Source organism: Streptomyces sp. SAT1, assembly GCF_001654495.1.
GTDB classification, from domain to species: Bacteria; Actinomycetota; Actinomycetes; order Streptomycetales; family Streptomycetaceae; genus Streptomyces; species Streptomyces andamanensis.
In genome coordinates this window covers 1731931-1757641 of the sequence record NZ_CP015849.1, presented here as the reverse complement: position 1 = coordinate 1757641, position 25711 = coordinate 1731931, and the positions used below count along the sequence as shown (strand labels likewise).

General features: G+C 74.9%; 28 protein-coding genes. 21 read left to right on the top strand and 7 right to left on the bottom strand.

The window, feature by feature from the left end; genetic code table 11:
- From hisD to A8713_RS07665, 10 genes are all read left to right on the top strand, one after another.
- The gene (gene hisD, locus A8713_RS07705; protein WP_064532489.1) at positions 1 to 1326 is read left to right on the top strand and encodes a histidinol dehydrogenase; all 1326 of its coding nucleotides are present in this window, start codon (positions 1 to 3) and stop codon (positions 1324 to 1326) included.
- Positions 1323 to 2438, top strand: coding sequence for a histidinol-phosphate transaminase (locus A8713_RS07700; RefSeq protein WP_237305317.1), 1116 nt, complete (start codon positions 1323 to 1325; stop codon positions 2436 to 2438). The genes hisD and A8713_RS07700 overlap by 4 nt, the downstream gene beginning before the upstream one ends.
- Positions 2435 to 3028, top strand: a complete 594-nt coding sequence (gene hisB, locus A8713_RS07695) for an imidazoleglycerol-phosphate dehydratase HisB (protein ID WP_018567512.1) — start codon at positions 2435 to 2437, stop codon at positions 3026 to 3028. The genes A8713_RS07700 and hisB overlap by 4 nt, the downstream gene beginning before the upstream one ends.
- A 5-nt stretch (positions 3029 to 3033) precedes the next feature.
- On the top strand, positions 3034 to 3198 hold the full coding sequence (locus A8713_RS33750; RefSeq protein ID WP_173860812.1) for a hypothetical protein: 165 nt from the start codon (positions 3034 to 3036) through the stop codon (positions 3196 to 3198).
- On the top strand, positions 3189 to 3842 hold the full coding sequence (gene hisH / locus A8713_RS07690) for an imidazole glycerol phosphate synthase subunit HisH (protein WP_173860811.1): 654 nt from the start codon (positions 3189 to 3191) through the stop codon (positions 3840 to 3842). Before A8713_RS33750 ends, hisH begins: the two co-directional genes overlap by 10 nt.
- On the top strand, positions 3842 to 4570 hold the full coding sequence (priA, locus tag A8713_RS07685) for a bifunctional 1-(5-phosphoribosyl)-5-((5-phosphoribosylamino)methylideneamino)imidazole-4-carboxamide isomerase/phosphoribosylanthranilate isomerase PriA (RefSeq protein WP_064532481.1): 729 nt from the start codon (positions 3842 to 3844) through the stop codon (positions 4568 to 4570). Before hisH ends, priA begins: the two co-directional genes overlap by 1 nt.
- Complete coding sequence (locus A8713_RS07680; RefSeq protein WP_064532480.1) at positions 4567 to 4980, top strand: Rid family hydrolase; 414 nt, start codon at positions 4567 to 4569, stop codon at positions 4978 to 4980. The genes priA and A8713_RS07680 overlap by 4 nt, the downstream gene beginning before the upstream one ends.
- On the top strand, positions 4977 to 5732 hold the full coding sequence (gene hisF / locus A8713_RS07675; protein ID WP_064532478.1) for an imidazole glycerol phosphate synthase subunit HisF: 756 nt from the start codon (positions 4977 to 4979) through the stop codon (positions 5730 to 5732). Before A8713_RS07680 ends, hisF begins: the two co-directional genes overlap by 4 nt.
- Before the next feature lie 135 nt (positions 5733 to 5867).
- On the top strand, positions 5868 to 6458 hold the full coding sequence (locus A8713_RS07670; protein WP_064532476.1) for an ArsR/SmtB family transcription factor: 591 nt from the start codon (positions 5868 to 5870) through the stop codon (positions 6456 to 6458).
- A gap of 74 nt (positions 6459 to 6532) precedes the next feature.
- The gene (locus A8713_RS07665; RefSeq protein WP_064532474.1) at positions 6533 to 7777 is read left to right on the top strand and encodes an MFS transporter; all 1245 of its coding nucleotides are present in this window, start codon (positions 6533 to 6535) and stop codon (positions 7775 to 7777) included.
- A gap of 18 nt (positions 7778 to 7795) precedes the next feature.
- Here the strand turns inward: A8713_RS07665 and A8713_RS07660 are convergent, their stop codons facing one another.
- Positions 7796 to 8431, bottom strand: coding sequence for a TIGR03085 family metal-binding protein (locus A8713_RS07660; RefSeq protein WP_064532472.1), 636 nt, complete (start codon positions 8429 to 8431; stop codon positions 7796 to 7798).
- Positions 8432 to 8504: 73 nt separating this feature from the next.
- Here A8713_RS07660 and hisI point away from each other — a divergent pair, with 73 nt between their 5' ends.
- From hisI to lgt, 11 genes are all read left to right on the top strand, one after another.
- Positions 8505 to 9017, top strand: a complete 513-nt coding sequence (gene hisI / locus A8713_RS07655; protein WP_173860810.1) for a phosphoribosyl-AMP cyclohydrolase — start codon at positions 8505 to 8507, stop codon at positions 9015 to 9017.
- An 11-nt stretch (positions 9018 to 9028) separates the two neighbouring features.
- Positions 9029 to 10519, top strand: a complete 1491-nt coding sequence (locus A8713_RS07650) for an anthranilate synthase component I (RefSeq protein ID WP_064532471.1) — start codon at positions 9029 to 9031, stop codon at positions 10517 to 10519.
- Positions 10520 to 10601: 82 nt separating this feature from the next.
- On the top strand, positions 10602 to 11246 hold the full coding sequence (locus tag A8713_RS07645) for a TIGR02234 family membrane protein (RefSeq protein WP_064532469.1): 645 nt from the start codon (positions 10602 to 10604) through the stop codon (positions 11244 to 11246).
- A 172-nt stretch (positions 11247 to 11418) separates the two neighbouring features.
- On the top strand, positions 11419 to 11667 hold the full coding sequence (locus tag A8713_RS07640) for an HGxxPAAW family protein (protein WP_018567524.1): 249 nt from the start codon (positions 11419 to 11421) through the stop codon (positions 11665 to 11667).
- Positions 11668 to 11786: 119 nt separating this feature from the next.
- Entirely contained in the window at positions 11787 to 12290 is a 504-nt protein-coding gene (locus A8713_RS07635) for a DUF2752 domain-containing protein (RefSeq protein WP_237305316.1), read from the top strand.
- Between the two features lie 194 nt (positions 12291 to 12484).
- Positions 12485 to 13294 (top strand): indole-3-glycerol phosphate synthase TrpC, encoded by an 810-nt coding sequence (trpC, locus tag A8713_RS07630; RefSeq protein WP_018567526.1) that lies wholly within the window; start codon positions 12485 to 12487, stop codon positions 13292 to 13294.
- Positions 13295 to 13316: 22 nt separating this feature from the next.
- Entirely contained in the window at positions 13317 to 13481 is a 165-nt protein-coding gene (gene trpM / locus A8713_RS32990; RefSeq protein WP_018567527.1) for a tryptophan biosynthesis modulator TrpM, read from the top strand.
- A 95-nt stretch (positions 13482 to 13576) separates the two neighbouring features.
- The gene (trpB, locus tag A8713_RS07625) at positions 13577 to 14860 is read left to right on the top strand and encodes a tryptophan synthase subunit beta (protein WP_064532465.1); all 1284 of its coding nucleotides are present in this window, start codon (positions 13577 to 13579) and stop codon (positions 14858 to 14860) included.
- The gene (trpA, locus tag A8713_RS07620; protein ID WP_064532461.1) at positions 14857 to 15675 is read left to right on the top strand and encodes a tryptophan synthase subunit alpha; all 819 of its coding nucleotides are present in this window, start codon (positions 14857 to 14859) and stop codon (positions 15673 to 15675) included. The genes trpB and trpA overlap by 4 nt, the downstream gene beginning before the upstream one ends.
- Before the next feature lie 144 nt (positions 15676 to 15819).
- The gene (locus A8713_RS07615; RefSeq protein WP_064532458.1) at positions 15820 to 16593 is read left to right on the top strand and encodes a DsbA family protein; all 774 of its coding nucleotides are present in this window, start codon (positions 15820 to 15822) and stop codon (positions 16591 to 16593) included.
- Positions 16594 to 16752: 159 nt separating this feature from the next.
- Positions 16753 to 17844, top strand: a complete 1092-nt coding sequence (lgt, locus tag A8713_RS07610) for a prolipoprotein diacylglyceryl transferase (protein WP_079158868.1) — start codon at positions 16753 to 16755, stop codon at positions 17842 to 17844.
- A gap of 125 nt (positions 17845 to 17969) precedes the next feature.
- Here the strand turns inward: lgt and A8713_RS07605 are convergent, their stop codons facing one another.
- The 6 genes from A8713_RS07605 to A8713_RS07580 are packed head-to-tail and all read right to left on the bottom strand — an operon-like array spanning position 17970 to position 25440.
- Positions 17970 to 18839: an HpcH/HpaI aldolase/citrate lyase family protein gene (locus tag A8713_RS07605; protein WP_064532454.1), complete on the bottom strand. Its 870-nt coding sequence runs from the start codon at positions 18837 to 18839 to the stop codon at positions 17970 to 17972.
- Positions 18836 to 20119, bottom strand: coding sequence for a CaiB/BaiF CoA transferase family protein (locus A8713_RS07600; RefSeq protein ID WP_237305315.1), 1284 nt, complete (start codon positions 20117 to 20119; stop codon positions 18836 to 18838). The genes A8713_RS07605 and A8713_RS07600 overlap by 4 nt, the downstream gene beginning before the upstream one ends.
- On the bottom strand, positions 20116 to 21483 hold the full coding sequence (locus A8713_RS07595) for an ADP-ribosylglycohydrolase family protein (protein ID WP_064532452.1): 1368 nt from the start codon (positions 21481 to 21483) through the stop codon (positions 20116 to 20118). Before A8713_RS07595 ends, A8713_RS07600 begins: the two co-directional genes overlap by 4 nt.
- Entirely contained in the window at positions 21471 to 22652 is a 1182-nt protein-coding gene (locus tag A8713_RS07590; protein ID WP_064532451.1) for an ADP-ribosylglycohydrolase family protein, read from the bottom strand. The genes A8713_RS07595 and A8713_RS07590 overlap by 13 nt, the downstream gene beginning before the upstream one ends.
- 8 nt (positions 22653 to 22660) lie before the next feature.
- Positions 22661 to 23779 (bottom strand): ADP-ribosylglycohydrolase family protein, encoded by a 1119-nt coding sequence (locus A8713_RS07585; protein ID WP_064532449.1) that lies wholly within the window; start codon positions 23777 to 23779, stop codon positions 22661 to 22663.
- Positions 23776 to 25440 (bottom strand): ADP-ribosylglycohydrolase family protein, encoded by a 1665-nt coding sequence (locus A8713_RS07580; RefSeq protein WP_064532447.1) that lies wholly within the window; start codon positions 25438 to 25440, stop codon positions 23776 to 23778. The genes A8713_RS07585 and A8713_RS07580 overlap by 4 nt, the downstream gene beginning before the upstream one ends.
- Positions 25441 to 25711: the final 271 nt, after the last annotated feature.

Sequence of the window (25711 nt, the reverse complement as noted above, 5' to 3'; positions counted from 1 at the left end):
GTGATCTCCCGAATCGATCTGCGCGGCGACGCCCTTCCCGAGGGCCCCGCCCTGCGTGACCTGCTGCCCCGAGCCGACTTCGACGTACAGGCCGCCCTGGAGAAGGTGCGCCCGATCTGCGAGGCCGTGCATCATCGCGGGGACGCGGCACTGATCGACTTCGCCGAGAAGTTCGACGGGGTACGGCTGGAATCCGTGCGGGTTCCGGCCCAGGCGATCAAGGACGCCCTGGCGGAGCTGGACCCCGCGGTGCGCGCCGCCCTGGAGGAGTCCATCCGCCGGGCCCGTCTGGTCCACCGCGAGCAGCGCCGCACCACGCACACCACCCAGGTCGTCCCCGGCGGCTCGGTCACCGAGAAGTGGGTCCCGGTCGAGCGGGTCGGGCTCTACGCGCCCGGCGGCCGGTCGGTCTACCCGTCCTCGGTGATCATGAACGCGGTGCCCGCGCAGGAGGCCGGCGTCGAGTCCATCGCGCTCGCCTCCCCGGCCCAGGCCGAGTTCGGCGGACTGCCGCACCCGACGATCCTCGCCGCCTGCGCCCTGCTCGGCGTCGACGAGGTGTACGCCGCGGGCGGCGCCACCGCCGTCGCGATGTTCGCCTACGGCACCGAGTCCTGCCCGCCCGCGAACATGGTCACCGGCCCCGGCAACATCTGGGTCGCCGCGGCCAAGCGCTACTTCACCGGCCGCATCGGCATCGACGCCGAGGCCGGGCCCACCGAGATCGCGGTCCTCGCCGACGCCACCGCCGACCCGGCGCACGTCGCCGCCGACCTGATCAGCCAGGCCGAGCACGACCCGCTGGCCGCCGCCGTCCTGGTCACCGACTCCGCCGAGCTGGCGGACGCGGTGGACAAGGAGCTGGCGCCCCAGGTCGCCGCCACCAAGCACGTCGAGGACCGCATCCGCCCGGCGCTGTCCGGCAGGCAGTCCGCGATCGTCCTGGTCGACGGCCTGGCGGAGGGCCTGAAGGTGGTCGACGCCTACGGCGCCGAGCACCTGGAGATCCAGACGGCCGACGCCGCCGCGGTCGCCGACCGGGTGCGCAACGCCGGCGCGATCTTCATCGGCCCCTGGGCGCCCGTCTCGCTCGGCGACTACGCGGCCGGCTCCAACCACGTGCTGCCCACCGGCGGCTGCGCCTGCCACTCCTCGGGCCTGTCGGTGCAGTCCTTCCTGCGCGGCATCCACATCGTCGACTACACACGCGACGCCCTCGCCGAGGTCGCCCACCACGTGGTGACGCTGGCCGAGGCCGAGGACCTGCCCGCGCACGGCGCGGCGATCAAGGCGAGGTTCGGATGGAAGGTACCGGCCAACCAGTGAACTTCGGCATCGACGACCTCCCCGTACGGGACGAGCTGCGCGGCAAGTCCCCCTACGGCGCGCCCCAGCTGGACGTCCCCGTACGGCTGAACACCAACGAGAACCCCTACCCGCTGCCCGAACCCCTCGTCGAACGGATCGCCGAGCGGGTCCGCGAGGCGGCCCGCGGCCTCAACCGCTACCCGGACCGGGACGCGGTCGAGCTGCGCACCGAGCTGGCGACGTACCTGACCCGCACCGGCGGCCACCGCGTCGGCCCGGAGAACGTCTGGGCGGCCAACGGCTCCAACGAGGTCATCCAGCAGCTCCTCCAGGCCTTCGGCGGCCCAGGACGCACCGCGATCGGCTTCGAGCCCTCGTACTCGATGCACGCGCTGATCGCGCGCGGCACCGGCACCGGCTGGATCTCCGGGCCGCGTGGCGCGGACTTCACCGTCGACGTGGCCGCCGCCGCGCAGGCCGTCGCCGAGCACCGGCCCGACGTCGTCTTCGTCACCACCCCCAACAACCCCACCGGCAACGCGGTCCCGGCCGACACGGTCCTCGCGCTCTACGAGGCCGCGCAGGCGGTGAAGCCGACCATGGTCGTCGTCGACGAGGCGTACGTCGAGTTCAGCCACGGCGCCTCGCTGCTGCCGCTGCTGGCGGGCCGGCCCCACCTGGTGATCTCCCGGACCATGTCCAAGGCGTTCGGCGCCGCCGGGCTGCGCCTGGGCTATCTGGCCGCGCACCCCGCGGTGGTGGACGCCCTCCAGCTCGTCCGGCTGCCGTACCACCTCTCGGCGATCACCCAGGTCACCGCGCTGGCCGCGCTGGAACACACCGACACGCTGCTCGGCTATGTCGAGCAGCTGAAGTCCGAGCGGGACCGGCTCGTCGGCGAGCTGCGGGCGATCGGCTGCGACGTCACCGAGTCGGACGCGAACTTCGTCCAGTTCGGGCGGTTCGAGGACTCCCACGACGCCTGGCGCCGGATCCTCGACCGGGGCGTCCTGGTCCGGGACAACGGCGTACCGGGATGGCTGCGGGTCACCGCCGGGACCCCGGCCGAGAACGACGCGTTCCTCGATGCGGTGCGCGATCTCAAGAAGGAACAGGAGCAGAGCGGATGAACCGCGTCGGGCGCGTGGAGCGCACCACCAAGGAGACCTCCGTCCTGGTCGAGATCGACCTCGACGGCACCGGCAGGACCGACATCGCCACCGGTGTCGGCTTCTACGACCACATGCTCGACCAGCTCGGCCGGCACGGTCTGTTCGACCTGACCGTCAAGACCGACGGCGACCTGCACATCGACTCCCACCACACCATCGAGGACACCGCCCTCGCGCTCGGCGCCGCCTTCAAGCAGGCGCTCGGCGACAAGGTGGGCATCTACCGCTTCGGCAACTGCACGGTCCCGCTGGACGAGTCCCTCGCCCAGGTCACCGTCGACCTCTCCGGCCGCCCCTACCTCGTGCACACCGAGCCCGAGAAGATGGCGCCGATGATCGGCGAGTACGACACCACGATGACCCGGCACATCCTGGAGTCCTTCGTCGCCCAGGCCCAGGTCGCGCTGCACGTGCACGTGCCCTACGGACGCAACGCCCACCACATCGTCGAGTGCCAGTTCAAGGCGCTGGCGCGGGCCCTGCGCTACGCCTCGGAGCGCGACCCGCGCGCGGCCGGCATCCTGCCTTCGACGAAGGGCGCCCTGTAACCGCCATGAACAGCTTCTCCACCATCCTGATCGTCCTCGGCCTCTTCCTGGCCGGCGGCGTCTACTCCTTCGCCAGGCAGAAGATGCCCGCGAGCCTGATCGTGCTGCTCTCGCTCGGCGCGGCGATGTGCATCTTCACGGGCGTGCTGCGCCTGGAGGTGTGGAATTGAGCACCGGCGGCGCCAAGAAGGTCGTGGTCTTCGACTACGGCTTCGGCAATGTCCGCTCCGCCGAGCGGGCGCTGGCCCGCGCCGGCGCCGAGGTCGAGATCACCCGTGACTTCGACCGCGCGATGGCCGCCGACGGCCTGCTGGTCCCCGGCGTCGGCGCCTTCGCCGCCTGCATGCGCGGCCTGAAGGAGGCCCGCGGCGACTGGATCATCGACCGTCGGCTGTCCGGCGGCCGCCCGGTCATGGGCATCTGCGTCGGCATGCAGATCCTCTTCGCGCGCGGCATCGAGCACGGCGTCCAGGCCGAGGGCCTGGACGAGTGGCCCGGCACGGTCGCGCCGCTGGCCGCCGACGTCGTCCCGCACATGGGCTGGAACACCGTCGAGGCGCCCGGGGACTCCGAGCTGTTCGCCGGCCTGGACGCCGGCGCCCGCTTCTACTTCGTGCACTCCTACGCCGTCCAGGACTGGCAGCTGGAGACCGCCAACCCGGCGATGCGCGCCCCCAAGGTCACCTGGGCCACCCACGGCACGCCCTTCGTGGCCGCCGTGGAGAACGGCGCCCTGTGGGCCACCCAGTTCCACCCCGAGAAGTCCGGCGACGCCGGAGCGCAGCTGCTGAACAACTGGATCGGAACCCTGTGATGGCTTCGAAGCTCGAACTCCTGCCCGCCGTCGACGTCCGCGACGGCCAGGCCGTCCGTCTCGTGCACGGCGAGTCCGGGACCGAGACCTCCTACGGCTCCCCGCTGGAGGCGGCCCTCGCCTGGCAGCGCTCCGGCGCCGAGTGGCTGCACCTGGTCGACCTGGACGCCGCGTTCGGCACCGGCGACAACCGCGCCCTGATCGCCGAGGTCGCCGAGGCCATGGACATCAAGGTCGAGCTGTCCGGCGGCATCCGCGACGACGACACCCTCGCCGCCGCCCTCGCCACCGGCTGCACCCGCGTCAACCTGGGCACCGCCGCCCTGGAGACCCCGGAGTGGGTCGCCAAGGTCATCGCCGAGCACGGCGAGAAGATCGCCGTCGGCCTGGACGTGCGCGGCACCACACTGCGCGGGCGCGGCTGGACCCGCGACGGCGGCGACCTCTACGAGACGCTGGCGCGCCTGGACAAGGAGGGCTGCGCCCGCTACGTCGTCACCGACATCGCCAAGGACGGCACCCTCCAGGGCCCCAACCTGGAGCTGCTGAAGAACGTCTGCGCGGCCACCGACCGCCCGGTGGTGGCCTCCGGCGGCGTCTCCTCGCTCGCCGACCTGCGTGCGCTGGCCGCGCTGGTGCCGCTCGGTGTCGAGGGCGCCATCGTCGGGAAGGCCCTGTACGCGAAGGCGTTCACGCTCGAAGAGGCCCTGGAGGAAGTGTCGTCATGACGTCCGATGCCGTACGGCGCGTGCAGAGCGGAGTTCCCTGGGAAGAGACGTTCGGATTCGCGCGGGCCGTCGCGGCGGGCGACCTCGTCCTGGTGGCGGGCACCACCGCCTTCCGGGGCGACGTCCTGTACGGGGAGGGCGACCCGTACGAGCAGGCGCGGATCGCCTTCGCCGGCGCGGTGGAGGCGATCGGCGCGTTCGGGCTCGGCGTGGAGTCCGTGATCCGGACCCGTATGTATCTCAGCCATGCCCGGGACATGGACGGCGTGGGCCGCGCCCACAAGGAGCTGTTCGACGCGGTGCGCCCGGTGGCGACGCTGCTCGTCGTGGACGGTTTCGTCGACCCGCGCATCCTGGTCTCGGTGGAACTCGAAGCATTCAGAGGAAGATCAGAGGAGCCCGATTCATGACCCTGGCGGTCCGAGTCATCCCCTGCCTGGACGTGGACAACGGCCGGGTCGTCAAGGGCGTCAACTTCCAGAACCTGCGCGACGCGGGCGACCCCGTCGAGATGGCCAAGGTGTACGACACCGAGGGTGCCGACGAGCTGACGTTCCTGGACATCACCGCGTCCTCCGGCGACCGCGAGACCACGTACGACGTGGTGCGCCGCACCGCCGAGCAGGTGTTCATCCCGCTCACGGTCGGTGGCGGCGTCCGCACCGCGCAGGACGTGGACCGGCTGCTGCGGGCGGGCGCCGACAAGGTGGGCGTCAACACGGCGGCCATCGCCCGCCCGGACCTGATCCGGGAGATCGCCGAGCGCTTCGGCCGTCAGGTGCTGGTCCTGTCGGTCGACGCGCGCCGCACCGAGGCCGGGACCTTCGAGGTGACCACCCACGGCGGGCGGCGCGGCACCGGCATCGACGCGGTGGAGTGGGCGCACCGCGCCGCCGAGCTGGGCGCGGGCGAGATCCTGCTCAACTCCATGGACGCGGACGGCACCAAGGACGGCTACGACCTGGAGATGATCGCGGCCGTCCGCAAGCACGTCACCGTCCCGGTGATCGCCTCCGGCGGCGCCGGACGGCTCGCCGACTTCCCGCCGGCCGTCGCGGCGGGCGCGGACGCGGTCCTCGCGGCCTCGGTGTTCCACTTCGGTGATCTGCGCATCGGTCAGGTCAAGGAGACGTTGCGGGAGGCCGGGCACCCCGTGCGGTGACCCGGCGGGCCCGGAGCCCCGGCTGCCGCAGGGCGGCCGGGGCTTTTCCGCGCGCGGATCCGCAAGGAAAATTGCGCAAGAGAAGTTGCGCAAAACTAGTTGTGCAACTTCTCTTGCGCATCTAGCGTTGCGGTCATGACGGACAGGGAACGAGACCGCCGGATCCAGGACCTGGGCACGCTCAAGGCGATCGCCCACCCGCTGCGCATGCAGCTCTACCGCGCGCTGACCATCGCCCGTACGGCGACCGCCTCCCAGCTCGCCGAGCAGGTCGACGAGGCCGTCTCCCTGGTCAGCTACCACCTGCGCAAGCTGGCCGAGCACGGGCTGATCGAGCAGGCCGAGCCGCAGACCGCGGACGGCCGCGAGCGCTGGTGGCAGCCCGCCAGCGACGGCGTCTCCATCCGCGACGAGGACTTCTCGGACGCCCCCGAGAAGGCCGCCGCGCACACCGCCGCCAGCCGCCTCTTCTTCGACCAGCGCGCCGACCTGTACCGGCGCTTCCTCGACGAGCGCGCCCACTGGGGCCGCGAGTGGAGCCAGGCTGCCGACTCCTCCGAATGGCTGCTCAAGCTCACCCCCCGGGAACTGGCCGAGCTGTCCCGGCGCATGTACGGCCTCGTCCGCGAGTACGAGGAGCGCGGCCGGGCCGCCGTCGCCGCCGGTGACACCGAGGGCCGCGAGAACGTCGCGGTGCACACGTACGGCTTCCCGTTCCGCACCTGACCCCGCCGCCCCGCGCCCGGCCCCGGCCCCGATGCCGGGAGCCCGGCCCGCCGCGTCTGAGAGGACGTACCGCCGTGACCACCACGCTCACGCCCCCGGCCGGTCTGCACGGCAGACCCGCCCACCGCGACCCGAACGTCCTGCGCTGGCTCGGCGGATACCTCTCCTCCGCGGTCGGCGACAACGTCTACTACATCGCCCTGTCCTGGGCGGCCGTCCAGTCCGGCACCCCCGCGCAGGCCGGTCTCGTCACCGCCGCCGGCGCGCTGCCCCGCGCCCTGCTGATGCTGGGCGGGGGAGTGGTGGCCGACCGCTACGGGCCGCGCCGGGTGGTCCTCGGCAGCACCGCCGTCCGCTCCGTCCTCGTGCTGACCGCGGCCGTCCTGCTGCTGGTCGCGAGCCCCGGGCTGTGGACGCTGGGCGCGGTCGCCGTGCTCTTCGGGCTCGTCGACGCCGTCTTCCTGCCCGCCGCGGGCGCCCTGCCCGGCCGGATCGCCGCCCGCGACCAGCTCGCCCGCGTCCAGGGCATGCGCGGCCTCGCCGTCCGCCTCGCCAATGTTTTCGGCGGCCCGCTCGGCGGCCTGGGCGTCGCCCTCGGCGGCACCGCGGGGGCCTTCGGCCTCGCCGCCCTCCTCGTCGGCATGTCCCTGCCGCTGCTGTTCCTGGTGCGGGTCGGCGGCCCCGCCCCCGGTACCGCCGAACCCGCCCGGCGCGCCCTCGGCGCCGAACTGCGCGACGGCCTGCGCCACATCCGCCAGGACCCCGTCCTGCGCCCCCTGGTCCTGGCCATCGCCCTCAGCGACCTCGGCTTCGTCGGCCCGATGAACCTCGGCCTCACCCTGCTCGCCCAGCAGCGCGACTGGGGGACCTCCGGCCTCGGCTGGGTGCTCGCCGGCTTCGGCACCGGCGCCGGGGCGGCCTCGCTCCTGCTCACCTGGCGCGGCCGGATACCGCGCGCCGGGGCGGTGGCCGCCCTCGCCAACGTCGTCTCCGCCGTCGCGGTCGCCGCCCTGGCCCTGATGCCGTCCGTACCCGCGGCCGCCGTCACGGCCCTGCTCATCGGCGTGAGCGCGGGCCTCGCCGGAGCACTGTGCGGGGCCCTGGTCCAGGCCCGCGCGGGCGCCGCCTACCTCGGCCGGGTCACCTCGGTCTCCACGCTCGTCGGGTTCGGCGTCGCGCCGCTCACCTTCCCGCTGGTCGGCGCGGGCGTCGCCCTGTGGGGCACCGGTCCCGTCTTCGCGGGCTGCGCCGCGATCAGCGGCCTGGCCGGACTCGTCGTCCTGGGCGCCCGCGACCTGCGCCGCGCCGAACTCCCCTGAGGGCCGGACCCGGCGGGATCAGAACCCCAGCTGCCTGGTCTCCGAGACCTTCGCGATGGCCTCCTGCTCGCCCTCCAGCTCCACCCGGGCCTTGCCCTGCCGCCCGAAGGCGAACAGCAGCAGCTCCGCCGGCTCGCCCGTCGCCGTGACCACCGGGGTCCCGCGATGGGCGACGGTCGTCTGGCCGTTGGGCCGGCGCAGCACCAGACCCGTCGGGATGCCCCGGCCCAGCAGCCGCGCGGTGCGCTCCAGACGCGACCACAGGGCCTCCTGGAAGACCGGGTCCAGCTCGCGCGGCGCCCAGTCGGGCTGCGCCCGCCGCACGTCCTCGGCGTGCACATAGAACTCGACGGTGTTGGCCGCCTCGTCCACCTGCTTGAGCTGGAAGGGTGAGAACCGCGGCGGCCCGGTCCTGATGAGCTGGATCAGCTCCTCGTACGGCTTCGCCGCGTACTCCTCCAGCACCTTCTCCAGACGCCCCGCCAGCGGCTTGATCAGCGCGCCGCCGGCCGCGTCCGGGCGCCGCTCACGCACCACCACGTGCGCCGCGAGATCACGGGTGCGCCAGCCCTCGCAGAGGGTGGGTGCCTCGGGCCCCGCGGTTTCCAAGAGGTCGGCGAGCAGAAGCCGTTCACGCTTGGCGAAGGTCGACATGCTGTCAGCCTACGACCCCCCGGCCCGTCCGCCCACCGGACCGTCGCACGGTCCGCCGCTCCCGCGCGGCACAATGGCACCCATGACCAGCACGCCCGGCACCGCCCGGTCCAGCAGCCTCGACCCCGAGATCGCCGCGCGGCTCAAGCGCGGCGCCGACGGACTCGTCCCCGCCATCGCCCAGCAGTACGACACCGGCGAGGTGCTCATGCTCGGCTGGATGGACGACGAGGCGCTGCACCGCACCCTGACCACCGGACGCTGCACCTACTGGTCGCGCAGCCGCCGGGAGTACTGGGTCAAGGGCGACACCTCAGGGCACGTCCAGTGGGTGAAGTCGGTCGCGCTGGACTGCGACGCCGACACCCTGCTGGTCAAGGTCGACCAGGTCGGCGCCGCCTGCCACACCGGCGACCGCACCTGCTTCGACGCCGACGTGCTGCGCGCGGACGCCACCGCCGGGCCGGACGCCACCGCAGGACCGGACGCGTCCGCCGCGTCCGCCGCGTCCGCCGAGCCCTCCGTGCCCGCCCCGGACGGGGCGTCCGGCCGCGCGGATTCCGGCGCACCGGCCGCGGATCAGTAGGGTCGGCCGCCATGGACCTCGACACCTTCCGCAAGCTGGCCGGCGACCGCCGCGTCATCCCGGTCACCCGCAAGCTCCTCGCCGACGGCGACACCCCCGTCGCGCTCTACCGCAAGCTCGCCGCCGAGCGCCCCGGCACCTTCCTGCTGGAGTCCGCGGAGAACGGCCGCTCCTGGTCCCGCTACTCCTTCGTGGGCGTCCGCAGCTCCGCCACGCTCACCGCGCGCGACGGCCGCACCCACTGGCTGGGCAGCCCGCCGGTCGGCGTCCCCGTCGAGGGCGACCCGCTCGCCGCCCTGCGGGCCACCGTCGAGGCCCTGCACACCCCGCGCGACCTCGCCCAGGACCTGGGCCTGCCGCCCTTCACCGGCGGCATGGTCGGCTACCTCGGCTACGACATCGTGCGCCGCCTGGAGAAGGTCGGCCCCGGCGAGCGCGACGACCTGAAGCTGCCCGAGCTGACCATGCTGCTCACCTCGGACCTGGCCGTCCTCGACCACTGGGACGGCACGGTCCTGCTGATCGCCAACGCGATCAACCACAACGACCTCGACACCGGCGTCGACGAGGCGTACGCGGACGCCGTCGCCCGCCTCGACGCGATGGAGGCCGACCTGTCCCGGCCCGTCGCCCAGCCCCCGGCCGCGCTGCCGCCCTCCGAGCTGCCCGAGTACACCGCCCGCTGGGGCGGCGCCGACTTCCGGGCGGCCGTGGAGGACGTCAAGGAGCGCATCCGCGCGGGCGAGGCGTTCCAGGTCGTGCCCTCGCAGCGGTTCGAGACGCCGTGCACGGCGAGCGCCCTGGACGTCTACCGGGTGCTGCGGGCCACCAACCCCTCGCCGTACATGTACCTGTTCCGCCTCGACGGCTTCGACGTCGTCGGCTCCTCGCCCGAGGCGCTGGTCAAGGTGGAGGACGGGCGGGCCATGGTCCACCCCATCGCCGGTACCCGGCCGCGCGGCGCCACCCCGCAGCAGGACCAGGCCCTCGCCGACGAACTCCTCGCCGACCCCAAGGAGCGCGCCGAGCACCTGATGCTCGTCGACCTCGGCCGCAACGACCTGGGCCGGGTCTGCGAACCGGGCTCCGTCGAGGTCGTCGACTTCATGTCCATCGAGCGCTACTCGCACGTGATGCACATCGTCTCCACCGTGACCGGCCGCGTCGCCGCCGGCCGCACCGCCTTCGACGTGCTCACCGCCTGCTTCCCGGCCGGCACCCTGTCCGGCGCGCCCAAGCCGCGCGCCCTCCAGATCATCGACGAGCTCGAACCCTCCCGGCGCGGCCTGTACGGCGGCTGCGTCGGCTACCTCGACTTCGCCGGGGACTCCGACACCGCCATCGCCATCCGCACCGCCCTGCTGCGCGACGGCACCGCCTACGTCCAGGCGGGCGCGGGCATCGTCGCCGACTCCGACCCGGTCGCCGAGGACACCGAGTGCCGCAACAAGGCCGCCGCCGTGCTGCGCGCGGTCCACACCGCCAACCGGCTGGCCCCGTAGGGCCGCTGCGGGCGGCGCGCGCGGCCGGTGGGGCGCATCTCACGGAACCCCGGGTGACGCTCCGCCCGCCGCGCAGGCGATAGTGGAGTACGTGACTGCCGTACCTCACCCCCGTCCCGAGGCCGCCGCCGCCCGCTCCGGCCGCCGCAGCCTCGCCGTCGCCCTGCTGTGCGGGGCGGCCGGCGCCGCCGTGGCGCTGCTGGCCTCCCGGCAGCGCTGGGCGGAGGGCACCGCGTCGGTGGCCGGCGGGGCCTTCCCGCTGACCGCCAAGGGCAGCGACATCACGGGCGTGCCCGCGGCGCTCGCCGTCGTGGGACTGGCCGCGCTGGTCGCCGTCTTCGCGGTCCGCCGCTCCGGGCGCGTGCTGGTCGCCGCCCTGCTCGCGCTCTCCGGCGCGGGTACCGTCGCCGCCGCCCTCAACGGCGCCTCCGACGGCGGCGCGCTCGACGAGAGGGCCGCGCAGGCGTCCGGCGACACCGCCGCGACCGCCGCCTCGCTCAGTCACACCGGCTGGCCCTACGTCGCCGCGGCCGGCGGCGTGCTGCTCCTGCTCGCCGGTCTGCTGGCCCTGCGCTACGGCAGGTCGTGGCCCGCGATGTCCGGCCGCTACGAACGCTCCGGCGCGCCGCGCCCCCGCGCGGCCAAGCCCCTCGACCCCGACCGGCCCGAGGATCTCTGGAAGGCCCTCGACCGCGGCGAGGACCCGACCGGCACGGGCCCCGCCTGACCGCCGCCCGGCCGGTCCGCCTTCCCGATGTGATGAAACGGGTCGCGAGGAGCGACCCCCGCTCACGTCGCGTGCACGCGTACGGGACAATGGATCCGAGCATCCGGCTCGGATCCGTACCGGCGCCGCACAAGCGACGTACAAGCGACGTACAAGCAACGAGGAGCAAGTCATGGCGGGCAGCAGCCACGGTCACACCCCGGCCGCCTGGACCGGTGTCATCATCGCCTTCATCGGTTTCTGCGCCGGTGGCGCCTTCATGGTGATGGCCCAGCCCGTCGGCTTCTGGGTCAGCATGGGCATCGTGCTGCTCGGCGGTGTCGTCGGCGGCGTCATGCGCCTGATGGGCATGGGTCAGAAGAACGAGCACCCGGTGCACCAGGTGGCCGCCAAGGGCGCCCCGGCCGGCGCCAAGGGCTGACAGCCTCGGCGCGGACCGCGCGGCACGACGGGAAGGGGCGGCCGGCAGCCGCCCCTCACGCGTGTGTGCGACGCGCCCGCCGCGCATCCCGCGCGCGCGGGATGCGCGCCGCGGGCAGAATGCGACAGGTGAACGCAGACAGTCAGCGGGCGCCGCGCGGCCGGACGCCCGTCCCGGGCCCCCGGGGCGCCCGCGACGACGGGACGGCTCCCGGGGCGCGTCCCGGACAGGTGCTCGGACGGCTCGCCGTACCCGGCGCGGTGCTCGCGGCCGTCGCCGGTGCCTTCGCGTACGTCGCGGTGGTGGACCCCGGCGAGCCGGGGCACTACCCCGCCTGCCCGCTGCTGCGCCTCACCGGCCTGTACTGCCCCGGCTGCGGCGGACTGCGCAGCGCCCACGCCTTCGCCCACGGCGACCTCCTCACGGCCCTGCGGGACAACGCCCCGGCCGTCCTCGGCTATCTGGCCTTCGCCGTGCTGTGGACCCTGTGGACCGTCCACGCGATCCGCGGGCGCCCCCTGCGTCTCACGCCGCCCCCGGCGCTCCTGTGGAGCCTGGGCGCCCTGTTCGCGCTCTTCGCCGTTGTCCGGAACCTGCCGTTCGGCGGCTGGCTCCACCCTTGATCGTCCGGTGTCTGTCCAGGTAATGGGACCGCGGTCGGCCGGATGCGAGCCCTCGCCCCTCCTGCGGATACCATCGCAGTGACCACCGGTTCCGCCCGCCAGATCCGCCAGATCCGCACGATCCGCCGCAGGCGGCCCGCCGGAGGCCGCTCGACCCGCTGGAACATCCCACCGTCTGGAAGGGGGCCGCTCGCGTGAGTGTGCTCGACGAGATCATCGACGGAGTCCGTGCCGACCTTTCGGAGCGGCAGGCGCGCGTCAGCCTCGACGAGCTCAAGGAGCGCGCGGCGAAGGCGCCGGCCGCCAAGGACGGGCTCGCCGCGCTCGGCGGCGACGGCGTCAAGGTGATCTGCGAGGTCAAGCGCTCCAGCCCGTCCAAGGGCGCGCTGGCCGCGATCGCCGACCCGGCCGGACTCGCCGCCGACTACGAGGCGGGCGGCGCCTCCGTCATCTCGGTCCTCACCGAGCAGCGCCGCTTCGGCGGCTCGCTCGCCGACCTGGAGGCCGTCCGCGCCCGCGTGGACATTCCCGTGCTGCGCAAGGACTTCATCGTCACGTCGTACCAGCTGTGGGAGGCCCGTGCCTACGGCGCCGACCTCGCCCTGCTGATCGTCGCCGCCCTCGACCAGCCGGCCCTGGAGTCGCTGATCGAGCGCGCCGTGTCCATCGGGCTCACCCCGCTCGTGGAGGTCCACGACGAGGACGAGGTCGAGCGCGCGGTGGACGCCGGCGCCAAGGTGATCGGCGTCAACGCGCGTAACCTGCGGACGCTGGAGGTCGACCGCGACACCTTCGAGCGCGTCGCGCCGGAGATCCCGGACAGCGTCGTCAAGGTCGCCGAGTCCGGGGTCCGCGGCCCGCACGACCTGATCGCCTACGCCAACGCCGGCGCCGACGCCGTCCTGGTCGGCGAGTCCCTGGTCACCGGCCGCGACCCGAGGACGGCCGTCGCCGACCTGGTGGCCGCCGGGGCGCACCCCGCACTGCGGCACGGCCGCGGCTGAGACGCCGGTAGGCTGGGCACCGATGACGCTCACCATGACGACCGCCGACCGGCACGCGCGCCTGGCGCGCGGCTGCCGCCCCCGGGGCTGCCGCGCCCCGGCGCGGCGGGTGCACGGCCGGCGCGTCCGGTACGTCATCGGTGCCGAACCGGGGCAGGTCAACGGCCGTCGATGGCAGCGCCCCTGACGGGGCGCGAGCAACCGCGTCCGGCCCGCCGCCGGACGCCGTCCCGCCCCCACGGCGCACAGTGTTGTCCCACGCACTCACCGTGAGGTTCTGGCATGCCCAGCGAATTCTTCTTCCCTGACCAGGACGGTCAGGTCCCCAGCGCCGAGGGCTACTTCGGCGCGTACGGCGGCAAGTTCATCCCGGAGGCCCTGGTCGCCGCCGTGGACGAGGTCGCCGTCGAGTACGACAAGGCGAAGGCCGACCCCGCCTTCGCCCGTGAGCTGGACGATCTGCTCGTCCACTACACCGGCCGGCCCAGCGCCCTGACCGAGGTGCCCCGCTTCGCCGAACACGCGGGCGGCGCCCGGGTGTTCCTCAAGCGCGAGGACCTCAACCACACCGGCTCCCACAAGATCAACAACGTGCTCGGCCAGGCGCTGCTCACCAAGCGCATGGGCAAGACACGGGTGATCGCGGAGACCGGCGCAGGACAGCACGGCGTCGCCACCGCCACCGCCTGCGCCCTGTTCGGCCTGGACTGCACGATCTACATGGGCGAGATCGACACCGAGCGGCAGGCCCTGAACGTGGCCCGGATGCGCATGCTCGGCGCCGAGGTCGTGGCCGTGAAGTCCGGCAGCCGCACCCTGAAGGACGCCATCAACGAGGCGTTCCGCGACTGGGTCGCCAACGTCGACCGCACCCACTACCTGTTCGGCACCGTCGCCGGTCCGCACCCCTTCCCGGCCATGGTCCGCGACTTCCACCGGGTCATCGGCGTCGAGGCACGACGCCAGCTCCTGGAGCGCGCCGGACGGCTGCCGGACGCCGCCGTCGCGTGTGTCGGCGGCGGCTCCAACGCCATCGGCCTCTTCCACGCCTTCATCCCCGACACCGGCGTCCGCCTGATCGGCTGCGAGCCGGCCGGGCACGGCGTGGAGAGCGGCGAGCACGCGGCGACCCTGACCGCGGGCGAGCCCGGTGTGCTGCACGGCTCCCGCTCCTACGTCCTCCAGGACGACGAGGGCCAGATCACCGAGCCGTACTCCATCTCGGCCGGGCTCGACTACCCCGGCATCGGCCCCGAGCACTCCTACCTCAAGGACTCCGGCCGCGGCGAGTACCGCGCCGTCACCGACGACGCCGCCATGCGGGCGCTGCGTCTGCTGTCGCGCACCGAGGGCATCATCCCGGCCATCGAGAGCGCCCACGCGCTGGCCGGCGCCCTGGAGGTCGGCCGGGAGCTGGGCCCGGACGGGCTGCTCGTGGTCAACCTCTCCGGGCGCGGCGACAAGGACATGGACACCGCCGCCCGCTACTTCGGCCTGTACGACACCGACGCCGAGGTGGCCGCCGACGCGGCCGACACCGCCGAGATCGAGGGGGACGCCAAGTGAGCGGCACCATCCAGCTTCTGTCGGACACCCTCGCCGCCGCCCGCGCCGAGGACCGCGCCGCGCTCATCGCCTACCTCCCGGCGGGCTTCCCGACCGTGGACGGCGGCATCGAGGCGATCAAGGCCGTCTTCGACGGCGGTGCCGACGTCGTGGAGGTCGGGCTGCCGCACAGCGACCCGGTCCTGGACGGCCCGGTCATCCAGACCGCCGACGACATCGCCCTGCGCGGCGGTGTGCGGATCGCGGATGTCATGCGCACGGTCCGCGAGGCGCACGCCGCCACCGGCAAGCCGGTCCTGGTCATGACGTACTGGAACCCCATCGACCGCTACGGCGTGGAGCGGTTCACCGCCGAGCTGGCCGACGCGGGCGGCGCCGGGTGCATCCTGCCCGACCTGCCCGTCCAGGAGTCCGCGCTGTGGCGCGAGCACGCCGACAAGCACGGTCTGGCGACCGTCTTCGTGGTGGCGCCCAGCAGCAAGGACGAGCGGCTCACCGAGATCACCGCCGCCGGCTCCGGCTTCGTCTACGCCGCCTCGCTCATGGGGGTCACCGGCACCCGCGAGTCGGTCGGCGCGCAGGCCCAGGACCTGGTGCGGCGCACCCGCGGCACCGGCACCGGGCTGCCCGTCTGCGTCGGGCTCGGTGTCTCCACCCCGGCCCAGGCCGCGGAGGTCGCGGGCTTCGCCGACGGTGTCATCGTCGGCTCGGCGTTCGTCAAGCGGATGCTGGACGCCCCGGACGCCGCCGCCGGTGTCGAGGCCGTCCGGGAACTGGCCGGCGAACTGGCCCGCGGGGTGCGCGGCCAGGCGTAGCCGGGCACGGACCGCGCGGCCCGGACGCGGTGCCGCGGCCGCGGCGGACGCCGCAGAACGGACACAGCAGAACATTCGGTCACTCGAACGGGTGGACCTGGGACCGGGGAGGCGCAATGCGCCTCCCCGGTTCGTTCTGGGGGTGTGAGCGAGAAGAACCATGACGCGAAGCGCACCGCCCGGCAGCGGCTGGCGGTCCAGCGCGAGAAGCAGAAGGCCTCGGAGCGGCGCCGGCGCACGCTGATCGTGGCCGCCAGTGTGGTCTGCGTGCTGGCCCTGGCGACGGTGATCGGCGTGCTCGCCGCGAACTCCGGCAAGGACAAGAGCAGCAGTGCGGGCCCGGTCGCGGCGCCCTCGGGCGCGCAGGGCAAGGACGGTCTCGCGATCCCGGTCGGCAAGGACGGCGCCCGGTCGACGCTCACCGTGTGGGAGGACTTCCGCTGCCCGGCCTGCCAGGCGTTCGAGGCGGCGTACCGGCCGACGGTGCACTCCCTCGTCGACTCCGGCAAGCTCCGGGTCGAGTACCACCTGGTCCGCCTGATCGACGGCAACCTCGGCGGCAGCGGCTCGCTGCGCGCGGCCAACGCGGCGGCCTGCGCCCAGGACGCCGGACACTTCCCGGCCTTCCACGACGTGCTCTACGACAACCAGCCCAAGGAGACGGACGACGCCTTCGCCGACAACGCCACGCTGATCCGGCTGGCCGGCAAGGTGAAGGGCCTGGACACCCCGGCCTTCCGCGCCTGTGTCGACAAGGGGACGCACGACAGCTGGGTCGACAAGTCCCAGCAGGCGTTCCAGTCCGGCGGCTTCTCGGGCACCCCGACCGTCCTGCTGAACGGCAAGAACATCCTGGAGGACCGGTCGATGACCCCGGCCAAGCTGAAGCAGCAGGTCGAAGCGGCCGACAAGGGATGAGCGCGCGCCGGGTGGGAGCGGGGCAAGGCGCGGGTAAGGGTCCGGTGAGGGTCGGGTGCGTCCCCGGGCGGCGCGGTTCCCGGGCGGCGGCCCGTTATGGACCCGTAGCCGGGCTGCTCGTCCTGGGCCCGCTCCGGCTGCGGTAGCGTCGACCCTGCCATGGAACTTGCCTACATTCCCAGCCCGTCGCACGGAGTGGTGTACCTCGGTCCCCTTCCGCTGCGCGGCTACGCGTTCTGCATCATCATCGGCGTCTTCGTAGCCGTCTGGCTCGGCAACAAGCGCTGGGTCGCCCGCGGCGGCCGGTCCGGCACGGTGGCCGACATCGCCGTCTGGGCCGTCCCGTTCGGCCTGGTGGGCGGTCGGCTCTACCACGTGATCACGGACTACGAGCTGTATTTCGGCGAGGGCCGTGACTGGGTGAACGCCTTCAAGGTGTGGGAGGGCGGCCTCGGCATCTGGGGCGCCATCGCGCTGGGCGGGCTCGGCGCGTGGATCGGCGCCCGCCGCCGCGGGGTGCCGATGCCCGCGTACGCCGACGCGGTGGCACCGGGCATCGCCTTCGCCCAGGCGCTGGGCCGCTGGGGCAACTGGTTCAACCAGGAACTGTACGGCCGGGAGACCCATGTCCCCTGGGCGCTGCACATCACCTCGACCACGGACGGCCGGGTCCCCGGGTACTACCACCCGACCTTCCTCTACGAGTCCCTGTGGTGCGTCGGCGTCGGCTTCCTGGTGATCTGGGCCGACCGCCGCTTCAAGCTGGGCCACGGCCGGGCGTTCGCCCTGTATGTCGCCGCGTACTGCCTGGGCCGCGGCTGGATCGAGTACATGCGCGTCGACGACGCCCACCACATCCTGGGCCTGCGGCTGAACGACTGGACGGCCCTGCTCGTCTTCCTGCTCGCCGTGGCCTACATCTGGATCTCGGCGAAGAAGCGGCCGGGCCGCGAACTCCAGGTCGAGCGCGGCCTGCCCGCCGAGGGCGAGACGGCGGCCGGGGCGGAGACCGGCGGGACCGGCAGGACCGCCTCCGCCCCGGACGGCGCCGCGGACAGGGCCGAGAAGGACACCCCCGACGACGCGGCCGGGCCCGTGGACGGCCCCGCCGGCAAGGCGGGGGACGCGGACGCGAAGGCGGATCCCGGCCCGCGGGACGCCGGTCCCGGCGGCGCGGACGAGGACGGCGCGGCCGGGGCCCCGGCCGAGGCCGGGGTGAAGGACGAGGCGGGTACGGCCAAGAAGGGCTGACCGGCGCGGCCGCGCGCGGTCGTCCGTGGCCGGCCGCGGGCCGCAGGCACAAGGAGGGCGCTCCCGTCGCGGGGGCGCCCTTCGCGTGCGCGGGACCGGCAGCCGCGGGAGCAGCATCTGCGGGATCAGCATCGGCGGGCCAGCGCCAGGGTGCGCCGCGCCGCCGCGACCACCGCCGCGTCGATGAAACGGCCGTCCGCGAGGGCCTGCGCGCCCGGGTCCATGGTGGCCGCCTTGACGACGGTCTCGGCCTCCTCCAGTTCGCGGTCGGTCGGCAGATAGGCGCGCTCGATGATGGGGAGCTGCCGGGGGTGGATGGCCGCCCGGCCGAGGAAGCCCAGCGAGCGGCCGTGCGCGCAGGAGGCCGCCAGCCCCTCCAGATCGCGGATGTCGGGGTGCACGGACTGGGCGGGCGGGGCCAGTCCCGCCGCGCGCGCGGCGACGACGACCCGGGCCCGGCACCAGTCGAGCCCGGTGTCCTGGCGCACCCCGAGGTCGGCGCGGAGGTCGGCCTCGCCGATCGAGACACCGCGCAGGGACGGGTGCGCCGAGGCGATGGCGTACGCCTGCTCGACGGCGAGGGCGTTCTCCAGCAGCGCGTACAGCGGCGGCCCCGCGCCGTGCCCGGTGCCGCCCGCGCCGTCCGGTGCGCCGCCGTGCTCGGTCCGCCGCGCGATCCGCACCACCTGCTCCGCCGACGTCACCTTGGGCAGCCGCAGCCCGGCCAGGCCCGGCCGGGCGGCGACGGCGGCCAGATCGGCGGCGGCCAGCGGGCCGTCCAGGGCGTTGACCCGCACATGGACGGGGACCGGCGGCGGCTCGGTCAGGAGTTCCGCGGTGGCGGCGCGGGCGTACTCCTTGCGGTCCGGGGCGACCGCGTCCTCCAGGTCGACCACGACCACGTCGGCCCCGCAGGCGAGGGCCTTGGCGACCACCCGCGGGCGGTCGCCGGGGGCGTAGAGCCAGGTCAGCGGGAAGGCGGCGGTGACCGTCACAGGACGCCCTCCGCGCGCAGCGCGGCCACTTCCTCCGGGGTGAGGCCCAGCTCGGTCAGGACCGCCTCGGTGTCCGCGCCGTGCGGCCGGCCCGCCCAGCGGATCGCGCCCGGGGTGTCGGAGAGCCGGAACAGCACGTTCTGCATGCGCATCCGGCCCAGCTCCGGGTCGAACAGGGTGGTGAGGGTGCCCAGCGCCTGGTACTGCGGGTCGGCGACCACGTCCCGGACGTCCTGGATCGGCGCGATGGCGGCCTGGGCCTTCTCGAAGGCGGCCATGACCTCGGTGCGGGTGTGCCGGGCGATCCAGCCGCCGACCGCCTCGTCGAGGAGGTCGGCGTGCGCCGCCCGCCCGGAACCGGTCGCGAACCACGGCTCGGCGATCAGTTCCGGGCGCCCCACCAGGCGCAGCACGCGCTCGGCCACCGACTGCGCCGAGGCGGAGACCGCCACCCAGGTGCCGTCCGCGGTGCGGTAGGTGTTGCGCGGGGCGTTGTTCTGGGTGCGGTTGCCGGTGCGCGGCTGGACGTAGCCGAGCTGGTCGTACCAGAGGGGCTGCGGACCCAGCACGGTCAGGATGGGTTCGATGATCGCCATGTCGACGATCTGCCCCCGGCCGGTGCGCTCGCGGGCCGCCAGCGCGGTCAGCACGGCGTACGCCGTGGCCAGCCCGGCGATGGAGTCGGCCAGCCCGAAGGGCGGCAGCGTGGGCGGCGCGTCCGGCTCGCCGGTGATCGCGGCGAAGCCGCTCATCGCCTCCGCCAGGGTGCCGAAGCCGGGCCGGGACGCGTACGGGCCGAACTGGCCGAAGCCGGTGACCCGGGCGAGCACCAGGCGCGGGTTGGCCGCCGAGAGCTCCGGCCAGCCCAGCTCCCAGCGCTCCAGGGTGCCGGGGCGGAAGTTCTCCACGATCACGTCGGCGGTCGCGGCGAGCCGCAGCAGGGTGGCCCGGCCGCCGGGGCGGGACAGGTCCAGGGTGACGGCGCGCTTGTTGCGGCCGAGCAGCTTCCACCACAGGCCGACGCCGTTCTTCGCCGGGCCGTGGCCCCGGGCGGGGTCGGGCCTGGCCGGATGCTCGACCTTGATGACCTCGGCGCCGAAGTCGCCGAGCATCATGGCCGCGATGGGCCCGGCGAACAGCGTGGCGAGGTCCAGGACGCGCAGTCCGGTGAGCGGTGGCGCGGTGTCCGACGGGTCGGTGTGCGGCGAGTCGGTGTGTGGCGGGTCGGTGTGTGGCGGGACCGTGGCGTGCGCCTCGGTGGCATCGGGGTCGGGCGTCATGGGCGGGACGCCTCCTGGTGGGTGAGCCGGGCCAGCGCGTCGAAGCCGGTGCCGTCGAAGTCGGCGACGGTGGTGGCGAGCCGGTTCTTGAGCGGGGCGGTCCAGCGGTCGGGGAGCGCGGCGGGGGACCCGGCGAGCAGCCCGGCGACCGATCCGGCGGTGGCGCCGTTGGAGTCGGTGTCCCAGCCGCCCGACACCACCCGGCAGATGGAGCCGGTGAAGTCGCCGTCGGCATGGGTGAGGGCGGCGGCGATCAGCGCGGTGTTCGGCACGGCGTGCACCCAGTGGTACCCGGCGTGCGCCGTGTGCAGTTCGTCCACGACGGTGTCGAAGTCCGCGTGGGCGCCGGCCAGCCGGACCGCGTGCCGCACCGCGCGGGCCAGCCGGGAGCCGGGCGGCACCACCCGCAGCCCGGTGGCCAGGCAGGCGTGCACGTCGTGGGCGCCGCTCGCGGCGGCGGCGATCACGGCGGCGGCGAACATCGCGGCGTAGACGCCGTTCCCGGTGTGGGTGAGGGCGGCGTCCCGGTACGCCTGCTCCGCGGCGGCCCCCGGATCGCCCGCGTTGGTCCAGCCGTGCACGTCGGCGCGGATGAGGCCGCCGATCCACTCGCGGAACGGGTTGCGGTGGCGGGCGGTGCGCGGCGGTTCGATGCCGAGCAGCAGATTGCGGTAGGCGACGCGCTCGGCGGTGAAGGTGCGGCCGGCGGGCAGCTCGTCCAGCCACAGGCGGGCGAGGTCGGCGGTGGTGAAGCCGCGGCCGTGGCGGCGCAGCAGGAGCAGACCGAGCAGCGGATGGTCCAGGTCGTCGTCCTCGGGCATGCCGTCGATGTTCTCGGCGAGGCAGGTGGCCGCCGAGCGGCGGTTCCAGGGGTGGGCGGCGGCCAGGTCCTCAGGCACGCCCCGGGCGGTGAACCAGGTGCTCAGCGGCCAGTTCCCGGTGGCGCGCGCCAGCTCCCGGATGCCCTGGAGCGGGATCTTCTCCACCGGCTTGCCCAGCAGGCAGCCCGCGGCCCGGCCCAGCCAGGCGGCCTCGAAGCGTTCGACGGCGGGCACGGCCCTGGGGCGCGGGGCGACATGGCCCGGCCAGCCGGGGCACAGCTCCCTGATCGCGTCCGGGTCGGTGGGCTCCGCCTCGGCCAGCCGGCTGGGCAGCTCGGCCAGTTCGTCCAGCAGGTCCTCGGCCAGCAGCCGCAGATAGCGCGAGACGGGCTCCGGCGAGGCCCCGGCGCGCGCCGGGGCGTCGGGGCCGCCCGCCGCCCGCCACCGCGCGGCCACCGCCGCCGGTTCGCGGCCGTCCTGGGCCGCCTGGCGCAGCTCGTGACCGAGCAGATCCTCCGGCTGCACCCAGGTCAGTCGGAGCATCCCGCACCTCCCAGCAGGGCGAACGCCCGCTCGTGCGCCCGCCGTCGGCGTACGTCCTCGGCGAAGACCTCGCGCGCCACCGCGGTCAGCGTGCGCGCGGGCTCCCACAGGTCCAGGCGGCTGGCCTCGGCCACCGCCTTCGCCCAGTCCTCGGGCACCGGGGAGCCCAGCGCACCGGCCAGCGCCCCGGCCATGGCGGCGATGGAGTCGCAGTCGCGGCCGTAGTTCACCGCGCCGAGGACGGCCCGCCGGTAGTCGCCGCGCGCCACCAGCAGCAGGCCCAGCGCGACGGGCAGTTCCTCGATCGCGTGCAGCCGGGACGGGCGGCGCGCGCCCAGCGAGGGGCTGCGGTAGTCCGGGCCGACCGTGTCGTACGGGGCCACCGCCGCGCGCAGCGCGCCGAGCGCCGACTCGATGTCCGGGCAGCGGCGGGCCGCCGCGCAGACGTCCTCGATCGCCGCCCGGGTGCCGTCCTCGGCCAGGGACAGACAGGCCGACACGACCGACTCGGCACTCGCTCCCGGCGAGCAGGCCGCCGCCACCCCGGCCGCGAGCACGCCCGCCGCCTCCCGGCCGTAGGAGGACTGGTGGGCGCCCGCGACGTCCAGGGCCTCCGCGTACGCGGCCCGCGGGTCGCCCGCGTTGACCAGGCCGACCGGCGCCATGTACATCGCGGCACCGCAGTTGACGATGTTGCCGACGCCCGCCTCACGCGGGTCGGCGTGGCCGTAGTGCAGCCGCGTGACCAGCCACTTCTCCGCCAGGAACACCCGGTGCAGCGGCAGCGCCTCGCGCTCCAGCTCGGGGATCCAGCGCGGGTTGGTCATCAGGTCGGGGACCAGGTGGTCCGCGACGGCGTAGGCGTCGAGGTGGTCGCGGACCCGGGCGTACACCCGTACCAGCGCGTGGGTCATCAGGGTGTCGTCGGTGACGTGGCCGTCGCCCTTGTGGTACGGCGCGAGGGGGCGGGCGGTGGGCCAGGCGTCGCCGTGCCAGGGGCCGACGATCCCGTGCACCCGGCCGCCGTGGCGCTCGGCGATCTGCTCGGGGGAGTAGCCCTCGACGGGTCCGCCGAGCGCGTCGCCGACGGCGGCGCCGACCAGGGCGCCGGTGATCCGCTCGTCCAGACTCGCTCCCGGATCGGCGGTTTCTTCTTCTCTGGGCTTCATGCCCCGAATCATCCTCCTGGCGGGGCCGGTTGTACGGCTTCCAGGAGTCCGGCGAGTTCCACGAGGTCGGTGCCGGTGAGGCGGGGCAGCACACAGCCGGACAGGGTGCGGCAGGCGTCCCGCCAGGGCCTGGGGATCGCCGCCGCGCCCTCCAGCGCGCCGGTGAGCGCGCCCGTCAGGGCGGGGGCGGAGTCGGCGACCCGGGACAGGCAGGCGGCGGCGGGCAGCGCCCGTGCGATCCGGCCGTCCGCCGCCGTGGCCAGGGCGAGCGCCACCGGGACGGTCTCGGCGGCGGCGACGCCGTAGCTGTAGACGTGGTCCACGATCTCGTGTTCCAGCAGCGGTACCAGCGCGAACGCGTCCGCGCAGTCCGCGGCCAGCTTCAGCGCGTGCCGTGCGTTGCGGCCGATCTCGGTGCCGTCGGGGAGTTCGGCGAGCGCGGCCGACACGCAGGCGTCGGTGCCCTGCCCGGCGAGGGCCAGGGAGAGCGCGGCGGCCATCGCGCGGGCGCCGTGCACGCCGTCGCCGTCCTGGGTGTAGCGGGCGTCGAACTCGGCCAGGGCGGCGGCGCGCCCGGGGTCGCCGGGGTGGGCCACGGCCAGGGCGCAGGCCCGTACGCAGGCGGCGTCGTCGAAGTAGTGCGGGTTGTCGTGGCCGGTGGCGGGCGGGCGCAGCCCGGTGGCCAGGTTGCCGAGGCCCGCCCGGACGGAGATGCGGGCGCGCAGCGGCAGCACCGCCGACTCGATCTCGGCGGCGCGTCCGGCCGCGGCGGCGACCTCGGCGGCCACGGCGTTCCAGGTGAGGTCGATCGCGGCGCGGGTCCGGCGGTCCCGGCTGAGGTCGCCGAGCGCGCCGTCGTCCCCGGCCCGCAGCACGGCCTCCGCCGCGAACACCGCCCACTCGGCGTCGTCGGAGGGGCCCAGGCGCAGCGGCTCGGGGGACTGGTTCAGCGCCACGGGCACGGGCAGCGTGGTCGTCGCGTTCTCCTCGGCGAAGGTGTCCAGCTCGCGGGTGAGCCGCCGGGTCCACTCCGGCATCCGGGCCGCCCGGTGCCGCGCGGCCGGCCAGCCGGCCGCGTCCCCCGCCGCGAGCCCCAGCAGCAGCCCCTCGACCCGCCGCCCGCTCACTGCCCCGCCTCGCCCTCGTCGGCGGTCAGCGCGTACGCGCCGGCCCCGGCGAGCGGCCCCGGCACGGGCACCGCCTCGGGCGCGCGGGGCGGTTCGCCGGGGCCCGGGTCCGGCTCGGCGGGGCACCTGGGCGGGGCGGGCGCGGGGCGCGCGGGTGCGGAACGGGCCTCCCGCGCGGGCGCGGCCGCGGGGGAGCGGGTGTCGTGCGCGGGCAGGGCGGGTCCGTGCCCCGGGAGCCCGGCCGTGGCGCCGGGGCGTACCGGGCCGGTGAGGAGGCGGCCCACCGGAGCGGGGGGTGCGGAAGGGGCGGGAGGCGCCGAAGGGGCGGGCGCGGCTCGCGCGGGGCGCACGGGGGCGGGCCCCGGGCCCCGGCCCGTACCGTTTTCGGCCCTCGGACCGCTTGTGCCCCCCGCGCCGTCTCCGGTGCTCGAACCGCCTCCGGAACCCGGGCCGTTCCGGGCGCTTGGGCCCGCGGTGGCGTGCTGGCTTGTACCGGTGTCCGGGCCCGTCCCGGCGTGTTGGCCGGTGGCGATGCTCAGGCTCGTACCGGCTCCGGCGCCTGGTCCCGTCCCGGCGCGCTGACCCGCATCGACACCCAGCCCCGCACCGGCACCCGCCCCCGCCCCGGCGTTCAGCCCCGTCCCGCCACCCAGCCCCGCACCCCCTCCGTCGCCCGGATCGATCACCGCCCGTGCCACCAGGAGGTCCGCCACCTCCAGTACGTGCCGGCCCGCCACCGAGGGCAGGCAGGTGCCGCGGGCCGGGCCGATGGCCGCCGCCCAGTCCTCGGGGACGGCGGCCACGCCCTGGGTCGCGCCGGCCAGGGCGCCCGCGACCGCGGCCGTGGTGTCGGCGTCGCGGCCCATGTTGACGGCGGTGAGGACGGCGTCGCGGAAGTCGCCGTCGGCGGCGGCGTACGCGCCGAAGGCGAGGGCGACCGCCTCGGGGGCCAGGTCGGACCAGGGGTAGCCGGCGATGACGACGGCGGAGCGGATCGCGCGTTCGCCGCGGTGGGCGGCGGCCGCGGCCCGGCGCAGCGAGCGGGCCGTCCAGGAGTCGTCCGGTACGACGGCCAGCGCGGCGGCCACGACCGCGACCGGCGGCGCGCCCGCCATGGCCGCCGCCACCCCCGCCGCCACGGCCCGGCCGCCGTGGATGCCCTCGCCCTCGTGGCTGACCGAGCCGTCGACCGCCACCAGGCGGGCCGCCTCGGCGGGGCGCCCGGCGGCGAACACCCCGAAGGGCGCCGCCCGCATCGCCAGCCCGTCGCTCCAGGCGTGCCGGTGCTGGGCGGAGACGGGCGCGGCCAGGCCCCGGCGGAGGTTCTCCAGGGTGCCGCGCTCGCTGAAGCCCGCGCCGCGGAAGGGGCCCTCGGCGCGGACGGCGATGTGCTCGTGCCAGGCGGCCTCCACGTGCGCGGGGGTGAGCGCGGAGCCGTGCCGGGCGAGCAGCAGCCCGCTGAAGAGGGCGTACTCGGTGTCGTCGGTCCCGGCCGGGCGGGCGGCGACGTAGCCGGTGATCCGGCCCCAGCGGGCGCGGATCTCGGAGGGTCTGAGGTTCTCCGCGGGCGCGCCGAGGGCGTCCCCGACGGCGAGGCCGAGCAGTGCGCCGCGTGCCCGGTCGCACACGCGGGCCGGGGGGACGCCGTCGGTCGATGCCATCGCGGGCTCTCCTCTCCACGGCGCCCGGCGAAGGGCGCGGAACCCTGTGGGCCCTCTGGGCATGTGTCCCCCGGCGGCGGCCAGGCCGCAGCCTGGAGCGGCCCGCTGTCACCCGTACGACATCTGGGCAGGGTCTCGCACGGATGAGCAAAGTCAGGTAAAGCCGCAGGTTAGCCCAGCCTTTCCTTGCTGGCGGAGCGGAATGCCGGGGCGTAGATTCGGTGTTGTCGAAAAGTAGAACCAGTCCAAAAGCAAGCCTTGCCTAAGCATT